The 12,967-nt window shown below is 65.4% G+C and carries 11 protein-coding genes; 10 read left to right on the top strand and 1 reads right to left on the bottom strand.

Annotated features, from left to right (window positions below; all coding sequences use genetic code 11):
- The first annotated feature begins 14 nt into the window (after positions 1-14).
- The 10 genes from ACQRAG_RS08920 (at position 15) to ACQRAG_RS08875 (ending at position 11,376) form a co-directional block, all read left to right on the top strand.
- Positions 15-1,343 (top strand): amidohydrolase, encoded by a 1,329-nt coding sequence (locus ACQRAG_RS08920; protein ID WP_427803969.1) that lies wholly within the window; start codon positions 15-17, stop codon positions 1,341-1,343.
- 178 nt (positions 1,344-1,521) lie between these two features.
- Positions 1,522-1,785, top strand: coding sequence for a PxxKW family cysteine-rich protein (locus tag ACQRAG_RS08915; RefSeq protein ID WP_006004419.1), 264 nt, complete (start codon positions 1,522-1,524; stop codon positions 1,783-1,785).
- 153 nt (positions 1,786-1,938) lie between these two features.
- A complete protein-coding gene (locus ACQRAG_RS08910; RefSeq protein WP_204674567.1) occupies positions 1,939-3,201 on the top strand; it encodes a M20 family metallo-hydrolase in 1,263 nt (420 codons plus the stop codon).
- Positions 3,182-5,113: a tRNA uridine-5-carboxymethylaminomethyl(34) synthesis enzyme MnmG gene (mnmG, locus tag ACQRAG_RS08905; RefSeq protein WP_302261780.1), complete on the top strand. Its 1,932-nt coding sequence runs from the start codon at positions 3,182-3,184 to the stop codon at positions 5,111-5,113. Before ACQRAG_RS08910 ends, mnmG begins: the two co-directional genes overlap by 20 nt.
- 372 nt (positions 5,114-5,485) lie before the next feature.
- Positions 5,486-6,349, top strand: a complete 864-nt coding sequence (locus ACQRAG_RS08900; protein WP_168934875.1) for a hemolysin family protein — start codon at positions 5,486-5,488, stop codon at positions 6,347-6,349.
- A 1-nt stretch (position 6,350) separates the two neighbouring features.
- Positions 6,351-7,895, top strand: coding sequence for an apolipoprotein N-acyltransferase (lnt, locus tag ACQRAG_RS08895; RefSeq protein WP_427803970.1), 1,545 nt, complete (start codon positions 6,351-6,353; stop codon positions 7,893-7,895).
- A gap of 5 nt (positions 7,896-7,900) precedes the next feature.
- A protein-coding gene (gene prfB, locus ACQRAG_RS08890; protein ID WP_204625293.1) for a peptide chain release factor 2 occupies positions 7,901-9,014 on the top strand; the annotation gives its coding sequence in 2 pieces (ribosomal slippage) (positions 7,901-7,975 and positions 7,977-9,014; 1,113 coding nt in all).
- Positions 9,015-9,204: 190 nt separating this feature from the next.
- On the top strand, positions 9,205-9,480 hold the full coding sequence (locus ACQRAG_RS08885) for an HU family DNA-binding protein (protein ID WP_006004403.1): 276 nt from the start codon (positions 9,205-9,207) through the stop codon (positions 9,478-9,480).
- Between the two features lie 37 nt (positions 9,481-9,517).
- Positions 9,518-10,399 carry a 4-hydroxy-tetrahydrodipicolinate synthase gene (gene dapA / locus ACQRAG_RS08880; RefSeq protein ID WP_204625294.1) on the top strand — a complete coding sequence of 294 codons (882 nt, stop codon included), beginning with the start codon at positions 9,518-9,520 and terminating at the stop codon, positions 10,397-10,399.
- Positions 10,400-10,674: 275 nt separating this feature from the next.
- Positions 10,675-11,376, top strand: coding sequence for a LexA family transcriptional regulator (locus tag ACQRAG_RS08875; RefSeq protein WP_278338622.1), 702 nt, complete (start codon positions 10,675-10,677; stop codon positions 11,374-11,376).
- 538 nt (positions 11,377-11,914) lie between these two features.
- Here ACQRAG_RS08875 and argF read toward each other — a convergent pair.
- Positions 11,915-12,946: an ornithine carbamoyltransferase gene (gene argF / locus ACQRAG_RS08870; RefSeq protein WP_204625295.1), complete on the bottom strand. Its 1,032-nt coding sequence runs from the start codon at positions 12,944-12,946 to the stop codon at positions 11,915-11,917.
- Positions 12,947-12,967 lie beyond the last annotated feature (21 nt).

Genomic DNA, 12,967 nt, shown 5'->3' with positions numbered 1-12,967 from the left:
CGTCAGGAGCATCCATGCAAACCTGCGACACGCTTCTCCACGCCGGTGTCCTGCTGACCCAGGGCGATGACCGGCGCGTCCTCGAAAACGCCGCCCTGGCCATTGATGGCGGGCGCATCGTCGCCCTGGGCTACAGCCAGGATGTGACAGCCGCATGGCAGGCACGTGAAATCCTCGACCTTTCCGGCATGCTCGTCATGCCCGGCCTTGTCAACGCCCACACCCACGCGGCCATGACCTTCCTGCGGGGCCTGGCCGACGACATGCCGCTCATGGACTGGCTGCAGCAGAAGATCTTTCCCGTGGAACAGGGCCTGACGCCCGATCTGGTGCGCCTGGGCAGCCTGCTGGGCTTTGCCGAGATGCTGCGCACCGGGACCACGTCCTGCGTGGACATGTACATCTTCGAAGCCGCCGTACTGGAAGCGGCGGACAAGGCCGGTCTGCGCTGCCTGGCCGGTGAGGGCGTGTTCAATTTCCCCTCGGCCTGCTGCCCGGATGCTGATGCGGCCCTGGCCTGCACCCGGGAGATGGCGCAGCGCTGGGCCGGTCATGACCGGCTGCATGTGGCCGTCATGCCCCACAGCGTCTACACCACCACGGCGGCGCAGCTCACGGCCTGCCGCGAACTGGCCGACGAACTGGGCCTGCCGCTGCACATCCATCTGGCCGAGACCCGTCAGGAAACGGCCCTGAGCCTGGAACAGCACGGCCTGCGCCCCGTGGCCCATGCCGACCGTCTGGGGCTGCTGCGTCCCGGGACCATCCTGGCCCATGTGGTGGACGTGGACGCCGACGAGATCGCCCTGCTGGCCCGCCGCGGCGTGAGCGTTGTCCACAATCCCTCGTCCAACATGAAGCTGGCCTCCGGGGTGGCCCCGGTGCCCGCCATGCTGGATGCCGGCGTGCGGCTGGCCCTGGGCAGCGACGGCGCCGCCAGCAACAACCGCCTCAACATGTTCACGGAGATGGGCCGCGCCGCCCTGCTGCACAAGGCGGCGGGCGATCCCGAGACCATGCCCGCCCGGACGGTGCTCGACATGGCCACCCGCGGCGGTGCGGCGGCCATGGGCGGTGACGGCGGCGTCCTTGCCGTGGGGCGTCCCGCGGACTGTATCGCGCTGGATCTTTCCGCGCCCAACATGCAGCCCCTGTTCAACGCGGCCTCCCACGCCGTCTATGCGGCCACGGGCATGGAAGTGGCCCTGACCATGGTGGCGGGCGAGGTCCTGTACCGCGACAGCCGCTTCACCCGCTTTGATTACCCGGCCCTGTGCGCGGAAGTGCGCGAGATGCGGCGCTTCGTCCTGCGCCGTCTGGGCCTGCCCGAACAGGTGGCCTGAGCCGGAGCCCTTCCCCTCGCGGCCTTGCCTGCCGGGGCCGGAGCGGGGCCCTTGCGGCAGCGGAAAAGCCGCCCGGGCGGGGTTCCCTTGCACGGGGGGACTTGACACCATTGTTTTTTGGTCTATAGTGCCCCATTCAGACTGAAACGAAAGCGCTTCGGCGCATGGAGGTATCGTTATGGCTGCTCTGCTTAATGCCGTGAAAACCGCCGAAGGCGTGGTTGTGAACGGTTTTGTGGTTTCCCCCATCATTGACAAGTGCGAAGGCTGTGATCGCATTCGCGAGTTTGAAGGCGAAAACTTCTGCTCCAGCTACGCCAGCCCCGCCAGCAAGTGGTCCGGTGGCCGCTGCAACTTCGCTACCCATGTGAAGGTGCAGGTCGCCGCCGCTGCCAAGGTCAACCCCCTGAAGGCGTCCAAGCGCGCCGCCAAGGGTCGCTAGACCATACGCGGCATGCGGGACGCGCCCGGCGCGAACATCCCGCACCGATTGCAATTTTCTGGCACATTGCACAGGGGAGGCTGTCGCGACAGCCTCCCTTTTGTCATTTGTCCGCAGGGCCTCCAGGCCCGGGCGGCTTCAAGGAAAAACAGCATGAACACAAGTTCGCAGGACAGCGCCCTGTCCCCCCTCCTGCGCTGGCTGGATCAGCGTCAGGACCGTGTGGCGGCCCTTCAGGGCGACCTGACCGCCTTCCGTGCCCTGGGCCCGGAAAACGGCGGCGAGGGCGAGCTGGCCAAGGCCCTGTATATCGAAGACTGCCTGCGCGCCTGCGGGGTGAGCGACATCCGCCGTCTGGATGCCGCCGATCCGCGCGTGCCCTCCGGGCTGCGCCCCAACGTGGTGGCCCGCATCCCCGGCCGTTCCTCCCGGACGCTCTGGCTTTTTGCCCACATGGACGTGGTGCCGCCCGGTGACCCGGCCCTGTGGCATTCCGATCCCTGGCAGGTGGTCCGGCAGGGCGACATGCTCGTCGGACGCGGTGTGGAGGACAACCAGCAGGGCCTGGTGAGCATGCTGCTGCTGGCCGAAGCCCTGCATGCCTGCGACATCACCCCCGAACTCAGCCTGGGCCTGGTGTTCATGGCCGATGAGGAATGCGGCAACGACTACGGCCTGGCCCATGTGCTGGAGCGCCACGCGGCTCTCCCCGAAGGAGAGCGTTTCCTGCGTGCTGACGATTTCTACATCGTGCCGGACTCCGGTTCCCCCACGGGCGCGGACATCGAGGTGGCCGAAAAGTGCCTGTGCTGGCTCAAGGTCGACGTCAGCGGCGTGCAGTGCCATGCCTCCACGCCCCACAAGGGCCGCAACGCCTTCGTGGCCGGGGCCGCCGCCGTGCTGGCCTGCATGGAGCTGCACAAGGATTTCCCCCGTCGCGACGCCCTGTTCGACCCGGCCTGCTCCACCTTCGTGCCCAGCCGCCACGATGCCAACGTGCCCAGCGTCAACATCCTGCCCGGACATGACACTTTTTACGTGGACTGCCGTCTGCTGCCCGGCGTGGAACCCGAACATGTGCTGGACGCCGCCCGCCGTCGTCTGACGGCCGTGGCCGAACATCACGGCGTGCGCATCGACGTGGCCATCGAGCACTGCCAGCGCGCCTCGGAAACGGCTGCGGACAGCCCCGTGGTCGCGGCCCTGCGTCGTGCCGTCACGGACATCTATCAGGTGGAGGCCCGTCCCGTGGGCATCGGCGGCGCCACCGTGGCCGCCCTGCTGCGCCAGCAGGGCCTGCCCGCCGCCGTGTGGAGCTGCATCGACAGCACCTGCCACCAGCCCGACGAACATTCTTCCATCACCGCCACCCTCAAGGACGCCCAGGTGTTTGCCCATGTGCTCATGCAGCGCTGAGAACCGTTTTGACTGTATCGTGACAGGCGGCGGCCATGCCGGTTCCGAGGCCGCCGTGGCCCTGGCCCGTCTGGGCCTGAGCGTGCTGCTGATCTCCGGCAATGTGGACCGTCTGGGCTATCTGTCCTGCAACCCTGCCATCGGCGGCCTGGCCAAGGGCCACATGGTGCGCGAGATCGACGCCCTTGGCGGCATGATGGGCCTGTGGGCCGATGCCGGGGGCATCCAGTTCCGCACCCTCAACATGAGCAAGGGCCCGGCCGTGCGCGCCACGCGCGCCCAGATCGACCGCGAGGCCTATCAGAAGGTCCTCAAGAAGACCCTGTTCTCCACGCCCGGCCTGCGCATCTGGCAGGACTCCGTGACCGAGGTGCTGGAAGAGAACGGCCATGCCGCCGGCGTGCGCACGGCCCAGGGACTGACCTTCCATGCCCGGCATGTGCTGCTCACCACCGGCACGTTCCTGGCCGGCCTCATCCACATCGGCCTCACGCATCTGCCCGGCGGCCGTCTGGGTGATGCCCCGGCCACGGGCCTTTCCGACAGCCTGCGCCGTCTGGGCCTCACGCTGGGCCGTCTCAAGACCGGCACCACGCCGCGCCTGCTGCGGGCGTCCATCGATTTTTCCAAGCTGGAGGAACAGCCCGGCGATACTCCGCCGCCGCGCTTCAGCTTCCGTGGTCCCGGCCCGGTGCTGCCGCAGGTGCCCTGTCACATCACCTGGACCAACGAGGCCGCCCATGCGGCCATCCGTTCCGGCTTCGACCGCTCGCCCCTGTTCACCGGGGTCATCCAGGGCACGGGCGCCCGCTACTGCCCTTCCATCGAGGACAAGGTGGCGCGCTTCCCCGAGCGCGAACGGCACCAGATCTTCCTGGAGCCCGAAGGCCTGGACAGCCCGGAGGTCTATGCCAACGGCATCTCCACCAGCCTGCCGCTGGACGTGCAGCAGGCCATGATCCACGCCATCCCGGGTCTGGAGCATGCCGTCATGGTGCGTCCCGGCTATGCCATCGAATATGACTATGCCAACCCGGTGCAGCTGCACGGTACGCTGGAGACCAAGGCTCTGCCCGGTCTGTGGCTGGCGGGCCAGATCAACGGCACCTCCGGTTACGAAGAGGCCGCGGCCCAGGGGCTGTGGGCGGCCCTGAACATCGCCTGCCGGGAGAAGGAGCTCGATCCCTTCGTGCCCGGGCGCGACTCCTCGTACATGGCCGTGCTGGTGGACGACCTGGTCACCTCCGGCACCGAGGAGCCCTACCGCATGTTCACCTCACGGGCGGAGCATCGTCTGCTGCTGCGCGAGGACAATGCCGACGTGCGCCTGACCCCGCTGGGCCGCAAGATCGGTCTGGTGGGCGAAGAACAGTGGCGCCTCTTCAACGACAAGATGGAACACGGCCATGCGGTGCGCCGCCTGCTGCAGCAGGTGCGCGTCCAGCTGACCGACGGCGACGAAGCGGCGCAGACCGCTCCGGCAACTCCCGAAGAGACGGAACTGCGTACCGCGCTGCGCGGCCGGACGCTGGAAGAGGCCCTGCGCCGTCCCGACATGGATCTGGAGCGTCTGGCCCGCATCTCGGCCCCGCTGGCCGAGGCCCTGGCCGATCGCGACCTGCGCGATCTGGAGACCGTCCAGGTGGACGTCAAATACGCGGGCTATCTGGAGCGCCAGCGCGAGCTCATCGCCCGTGCCGCGCGTCTGGAGTCCGTGGAGCTGCCCGCCGATCTGGATTACCGGCAGGTGGCGGGCCTTTCCCGCGAGGTGGAGGAAAAGCTGGACCGCGTGCGGCCCCGCAACCTCGGCCAGGCCGGGCGCATCTCCGGCGTGACCCCGGCGGCCGTGGGCTGTCTGGAGATCCACCTGCACAAGCTGGGCCTGCTACGCGGCAAGCGGCAGTCCCTCTGATACCTTTTCCGGGACCTGCGGCCCAGCCGCGGGTCCCCTTTTTGTGCCGCGCATCTTCGCCTGACAAAAGAAGGATGCGCTGTTGACGTTGGGGAATGTTCCCCGTTATCCTGAGAGGACGGGTGCCTTTTGTAGGCGTGTGCTCAGGGCCACGCCGTACACACGGCGGCAGACCGCGTTTTCCTGCCCCGGACGCGGCATCCGCTCCTGCGTCCGCCCGGACGCCTCCACGACAAGGCTGCGCATCCCGCCGCCTTCGTGGGCTGCGTTCCCGGCGGCGTCCCCCTCACCCCAGCCCGTGCCCCGGCACGGCGACATGCCTTTGCCCGGCGCCGGTGCGGCGCGCAGGCAAAGCCCTTCTAGGAGGCTGTTTTGGACGGTGGTTCCGACTGTCATAGTAGCAATGGCACCATCTGGTCGCGTCTGACCCGCTTTTTCGGACGCGAAGACGATGAATCCCTGGAAAAAGCCATCATCGAAGCCCGCGCCGACGGCGAAGTGGAGCCCGACGAGGAGTCCATGCTCCTGGGCATCCTGCGCTTCAACGACCTGCAGGTGCAGGACACCATGACGCCCCGCACCGACATCGACTGTGTCCCCGAAGACATGCTCCTGCCCGAAGTGGCCAGGGTCATCGTGGAGTCGGGCCATTCCCGCATCCCTGTCTTCCGCGACACCCGGGACAACATGGTCGGCATGCTCCACGCCAAGGATATCCTGAGCTGCCTGCTGGACCCCAAGATGGCTGACCAGCCCGCCAGTGCCATCATGCGCGAACCGTTCTTCGTGCCCGAGACCAAGCCCATCCGCAACCTCCTGCAGGAATTCCGCGCCAGCAAGCAGCACATCGCCATCGCGCTGGATGAATACGGCGGTACCTCGGGCCTGATCACCATCGAAGACCTGCTGGAAGAGATCGTGGGCGACATCGAGGACGAACACGACGCTCCCCGCGAGGAAGACATCCGTCCCCTGGGGGCCCATGTCTATGAACTCACGGGCCGTGCCCTGCTGGAAGATCTTGAAGAACTGGGCGTGGACCTCAGCTCCGACGAAGTGGACACCATCGGCGGCTACCTGAGCATGGAAGCCGGCCATGTGCCCGCCCCCGGCGAGGTCTTCATCCTGCGCGGCTGGCGCTTCGAAGTGCTGGATGCGGACAAGAAGCTCATCCGCCACCTGCGTATGGAACCGGCCCGGGAAAACACGCCCGACGCCTCTGAAACGGAAGACTGAGATGCGTGACGCCTGGTTGCGTTCCTCCCCCCTGGGCCTCGGCCTGGCGGGGGCCGCGGCGTTGTGGCTTGCGTTCCCCAACGGCTGGATCTCCCTGCCTCCGCTGGCCCTGCTGCTGCCCCTGTGCCTGGCCCTGCTGGGCAGCTCGGCGCCCTCGGCGGGCGCGGCCCTGCGTCGCGGCTGGCTGAGCTCCATCGTGGGCATGGCGGCCGTGCTCTACTGGCTGACCATCCCCATGGCCACCGTGGGCAACCTGCCCATGGCCCTGGCGGCGGTCTGCGCCGTGCTGGTGGCCACCTGCCTGGCCAGCGCCGGCGGCCTGTTCAGCCTGCTGGCCCATGCCCTGCGCGGGCGCGGCCCGCTGGCACAAGCCTGGTTGCTGGGTCTTGCCTGGTATTTTCTGGAATACGTCTACGCGCTGGTGGCGGGCTTTCCCTGGCTGCCCCTGGGCGGCGCCCTGGCGGCCTGGCCCCTGTGGATACAGGCCGCCGACGTGACGGGCGCCTATCTGCTGGCCGGCCTGTGGGTCACGGTGATCCTTAGCCTGCGGCACTGGTGCCGGCCTGCCTGCGTGTGCACCGGGCTGCTGCTGGCCGCCCTGCTGCTGGGCTATGGTGCCTGGCGCCTGCACACCACGCCGCTGGAGGACGATCCCCGCGGCGAGGACAGCGTGGCCGTCCTCTTTGCCGAAGGCAACATCGACCAGAACCAGAAGTGGGTGCCGGCCTACCAGCGCCGCACGGTGGAGACCTATCTGCGCCTGACACAGGCGGAGCTGGCGCGCCATCCCGGCGAAAAGCCCCTCATCGTCTGGCCCGAAACGGCCCTGCCCTTCAATTTCGACAACAACGGCATCCTGTCCGCACTGGTGCGCAATCTGGCCCGCCAGGCCCAGAGCCCCCTGCTGACGGGCGTGCCCGGCTTCCAGTATGATGCGGCAGGCAACATGCAGGTCTTCAACCGTGCCCTGCTCCTCGATCCCTCGGGCAACACGGCGGGCCATTATGACAAGGAACATCTCGTGCCCTTCGGCGAATATGTGCCGGAGTGGCTCAACTGGAACTTCCTTGCCGACCTGCTCCAGGAAGTGGGCGTCTACACCCCCGGCCGCTCCGCCGCGCCCCTGGTGCACGAAGACCTCCGCCTGGGCATGCTCATCTGCTACGAGGCCGTCTTCCCCTGGCTGGCGCAGGCCCGCGTGGAGCACGGCGCCAACGTGCTGGTGGACATCAGCAACGACGGCTGGTTCGGCCGCTCGCCGGCGGCGCTCCAGCATCTGTACCTCGCCTCTCTGCGCGCCGTGGAACAGGGGCGCTGGCTGCTGCGGGGCACCAATACCGGCATCTCCGCCATCATCGACGCCCGCGGCCGCGTGACCGTCCGCGGGGGCCAGTTCGAAGAAAATACCCTCTGGGGGCGTGTGCGCCTGCAACAGGGGGCCACCATCTATCACAAGCTCGGGCTCTGGCTGCCGCTGGCCGCCGGACTGCTCTGGCTCGGCATTTTCTGGGGCACGCGTCGCCCCTCACCTTCAACCCCTCGATAGTTCTCATGTTGCAACTCAGTGATCTTCGTGCCCGTTGCCAGCCCCTCGACCAGCGTTTCGACAACCTTTGGGGGCGTCTTTGACGTCGCGGCCAGCGAACAGCGTCTTGCCGCCATCGAAACGGAACTTTCCCGCCCCAATGCCTGGGACAATCCCGAAGCCCTGACCCCCCTGCTGCGCGAAAAGCGCCAGCTGGAGGATGAGGTCTCCCGCCTCAATGCCCTCAAGACCTGCCATGACGACATGCACGAGTGGCTGGAACTGGCTGTGGAAAGCGGCGAGGACGAGGCCCTGGAATCCCTGGCGAAACAGCAGGACAGCCTGGACGCCCTGCTGGACGAGACGGAACTGGTGATGCTGCTCTCCGGCGAGGAGGACAACCAGGACGCCATCCTGGAGATCCACCCCGGTGCGGGCGGCACCGAATCCCAGGACTGGGCGGAGATGCTGCTGCGCATGTACACCCGCTGGGCTGCCCGGCGCCATTTCACCGTGGAAGAGCTGGACTATCTTCCCGGTGATGAAGCCGGCATCAAGAGCGTGACCCTGCGCATCTCGGGCCCGCACGCCTTCGGTTTTCTGAAGAGCGAACGCGGCATCCACCGCCTGATCCGCATCTCGCCCTTCGATGCTTCCGGCCGCCGCCACACCTCCTTCGCCTCCGTGGACGTCATGCCCGACGTGGGCGACGACATCCAGCTGGACATCAAGGAAACGGACCTGCGCTTCGATACCTTCCGCTCCAGCGGCCCCGGCGGCCAGAGCGTGAACACCACCAGCTCCGCCGTGCGCGTGACCCACATCCCCACGGGCATCTCGGCCCAGTGCCAGAACGAGAAGTCCCAGCACCACAACAAGGAAGCAGCCCTGTGCATCCTCAAGGCCCGTCTGTACAACCTTGAGCTGCAAAAGCGCGAAGCCGAGCGCGCCGCCCAGTATGCGGGCAAGGACGCCATCGCCTTCGGCAGCCAGATCCGCACCTACACCCTCCAGCCGTACCGTCTGGTCAAGGACCACCGGACCAACAGCGAATGCGGCGACGTGGAAGCCGTTCTGGATGGCCAGATCGACCAGTTCCAGCACGACTACCTGCTCTACAGGCACGAACAGCAGCGCTGATAGCGTCTTCATGGCCCGGAAAGGTGCGTCTGCCCCGCAAAACAGGCATGTCCCGCACTTTTCCGGGCATATTTCCCTGCCATTTTCTGCCCTGCAACTTTACCTCGTCCGGTAAAAAGGATAGGATTCCTTATCATAACGACTGGCATCCTTTTTACCAACGCTCTCCTTTCACCGACGAGGAGGAACGATGAACAAGAGCGAACTCATCAAGGCCCTGGCAGAAGAAAGCAATCTTCCGTTCGATGATGCGTCCTTGGTGGTGAACACTTTCATTGATGCGATGAAGGATTCGCTCATCGCTGGCGACCGTATCGAGATCAGGGGATTCGGGAGCTTCAAGATCAAGGAATACAGCGGCTATGCCGGACGTAATCCCAAAACCGGCGAAAGCGTCTCCGTCGTGCCCAAACGCCTGCCCTTCTTCCGTGCCGGGAAGGAGCTCAAGGAATATATCAACCAGTAACCGCAGTCCCATTTAGCTCAGTTCCAAGGAGTGGACCATGCAATTTTTCGGTGCCCTGACCGCCCTCGTCACGCCGTTCAAAAACGGCGCCGTTGATGAAGCCGCCTATCGCGAATTCATTGAATTCCAGATCAGTGAGGGAATCCACGGCCTTGTGCCTTGCGGCACCACCGGCGAATCGGCCACGCTCTCCCACGAAGAGCATGAACGTGTCATCGAGATCTGTATCGACCAGGTCAAGGGGCGTGTGCCCGTCCTGGCCGGTGCCGGTTCCAACAATACCATCGAAGCTATCCGCCTGACCCGCTTTGCCCAGAAAGCCGGGGCCGACGGTGCGCTGCTGATCACCCCCTATTACAACAAGCCCACCCAGGAAGGTCTGTACCGTCACTTCAAGGCCATCGCCGAAGCCGTCGACATGCCTCTGGTCCCCTACAACGTTCCCGGCCGTACCGGCACCAACCTGCTGCCTGCCACGCTCAGCCGTCTGGCTCATGAGTTCCCCAATATCGTGGGCGTGAAAGAAGCCACCGGCGACATGAGCCAGTGCAGCCTGATCATGGAACAGTGCCCCAAGGGCTTCAGCCTGCTTTCCGGTGACGACTTCACCGCTCTGCCCCTCATGTCCATCGGCGGCAGCGGCGTCATCTCCGTGACCTCCAATATCGTCCCCGGCAAGGTGGCTGCCATGTACAATGCCTTTGCCAAGGGCGATATCGCCACCGCCATGGGCATCCATCATGACCTCTTCGTCCTGCATCAGGCCATGTTCATGGAAAGCAACCCCATCCCGGTCAAGACCGCCCTGGCTCTCATGGGCCGCATGACCGACGAGATGCGCCTGCCGCTCTGCCCGCTGACCGACGAACATCTGGAACGCCTCAAGAACGTTCTGGCTTCCAAGGGACTGCTTGCCTAATACGGCACATCGTCTTCAAGCCCCGCTCCGGCGGGGCTTTTTTCTTGCCCGGCGTCCGGCCTCCGTACCGGGCCTATCCCTTTTCCGGTATGCCGATGCCTGCAGCCGGGGACCACGGTCTGCACGAAAGCCTGCCCGTATCCCTCCCCGTTCGCTCAGGCCGGCGCCCCTTCCGTGCCGTCGTTTCTGCCCGCCGGGCCTTGCCGCTGCTTGCCTTCCCCCTGCCCTGCTGCTAGCATGATGGCGTTTTCCATACTGTGCCGAGGAGACCATCCATGACCGATTCCCGTTCCGATCCGACAATCGTGCAACGCCTCATGCAGGCGCTGGAAGCGGACACCGCTGTTGAACTGGCCCGGGCCCTGGGCCTGCCCGTGACGGATGTGGAACAGGCGCTGGCCAAAGGCCAGGTCCCGGACGAGTGGGTCCGCATCTGCGCCGCGGAAACAGGCTGCAATGCCGACTGGCTCTTCTTCGGCCGTGGCCCCATGCGCCTCCCGCTGGTGGAGTCCGGTGCCATGCCCGCCTGCCTCATGCTGGAAGACGTGGACGACGATGTGGACATGATCACCGTGCCCCTGGTGGTGGCCCGCCTGTCCGCCGGTTCCGGCAGTCTGGAAGTCAGCAGCGAACAGGAAGGCGGCTATGCCTTCCGCAGCGACTTTTTGCACCGCAAGGGCAACCCCCGCCGCATGGTGCTGATGCGCGTCTCGGGCGACAGCATGGTGCCCGAGATACAGGACAACGACCTCGTCCTGCTGGATCAGGGACAGACCGAGATCGTCTCCGGACGCCTCTACGCCATCGGCTTCGAGGATGCCATCTACATCAAGCGCATCGACCTGCTGCCCGGCCAGATCGTCCTGCACAGCACCAACCCCGCCTATCCTCCCGTGACCCTCGACCTGAGCGGCGACTGCGCCGAACAGTTCCGCGTCATCGGCCGCGTACTCTGGTCCGGTCGCGAATACCGCTAGCCGCAGAAGTTTCGATCCATATTTTCAGGGGGAGAGGGGGACTTTTTCCAGCGGAAAAAAGTCCCCCTCTCCCCCTTTCCCCCTCACCCTTCAAAAACCGCTGCATGATCCCTGTGACGCTGATGTCGCGCACAGGACAGCCCCGCCTTCCCGTCCCCCGGTACGGATGAGGGGCACTATGCGGGGACCCCGCCCAGATCCCGGCCCGGCAGCCAGATCCCCCCGGGGGCAGGGCAAACAGCATAAGGACGGCATGGTCTACCCGGCAAAATGGTTGTCGGGAAAGTGAGGGTGCGCGGGATGGGACAGCGCTGCGACCCTGCGGGCCTGCGTCCGCAGGAGCCGGCACTCCTCCCGCAGGATGACGGAACAGTCGTTGCCGCATAAAAATAAAAGAGCGTGCATCCATGGCAGGATACACGCTCTTTTTGTGCATAAGGTCGTTGTTCGGCCCCTAGCCGGGCCGCCAGCCCTGCGCCCCCGGAAAAGAGGGGCTTTCACATGACGGCGGGAAGACTTCGGGCTGCTGCTATGCGGCCTACAGGCTGCCCTGCTTCACGAAATCGTCCGGCACGTCGGCCAGCGTGGCCACCATGACGGCCTTGATGGTGTGCATGCGGTTGGCGGCTTCGGCAAACACGAGGCTGTTGGGCGATTCGAAGACTTCGTCGCTCACTTCCATGCATTCCAGGCCAAAGCGCTGGTACATCTTTTCACCGATGATGGTGTCACGGTTGTGGAAGCTGGGCAGGCAGTGCAGGAAAGCGCAGCGCTCATTGCCGGTCTTGCGCATCATCTCGCTGTCGATGCGGTAGGGGGTCAGCAGGTTGATGCGTTCCTGCCAGACATCTTCCGGCTCGCCCATGGAGACCCAGACGTCGGAATACAGGAAGTCGCAGCCCTTGACGCCGCTGTCCACATCTTCCGTACGGGTGATGCGGGCACCGGTCCGCTCGGCGATGGCGCAGGCCTGTTCGTAGATCTCGTCGGAGGTCCACAGGGCCCGGGGCGCCACGCTGCGGAAGTCCAGGCCCAGCATGGCCGAGGCGATCATCAGGGAGTTGCCCATATTGTAGCGGGCATCGCCGATGTAGGCCATGGTCTGGTCCTTGTAGGGCTTGTCGCAATGCTCGCGCATGGTCAAAAAGTCCGCCAGGATCTGGGTGGGGTGCCATTCGTTGGTCAGGCCGTTCCACACCGGCACGCTGGCAAAACGGGCCAGCTCTTCCACGATGCTCTGGCCAAAACCGCGGTATTCGATGCCGTCATAGAAACCGGACAGCACACGGGCCGTATCGGCCATGGATTCCTTTTTGCCGATCTGGGAACCGGAGGGGCCCAGATAGGTGGTGTGGGCACCCTGGTCATGGGCCGCCACTTCAAAAGAGCAACGGGTCCGGGTGGAATCCTTTTCAAACAATAGCACGATATTCTTGTCCAGCAGGAACTTGGGCTCGCGCTTTTCCTGCTTGGCTTTTTTCAGTGCGGCGGCCAGATCCAGCAAGTAGATCAGGTCTTCGGAAGTAAAGTCCGTTTCCTTCAAAAAATCTCGATTGGTCAGTCTGCTCATGCCATGCTCCACCCTTTCGGG

The organism is Desulfovibrio sp. SGI.230 (genome assembly GCF_050313065.1).
Taxonomy (GTDB): Bacteria; Desulfobacterota; Desulfovibrionia; order Desulfovibrionales; family Desulfovibrionaceae; genus Desulfovibrio.
This window is presented reverse-complemented; position numbering and strand designations above follow the sequence as displayed.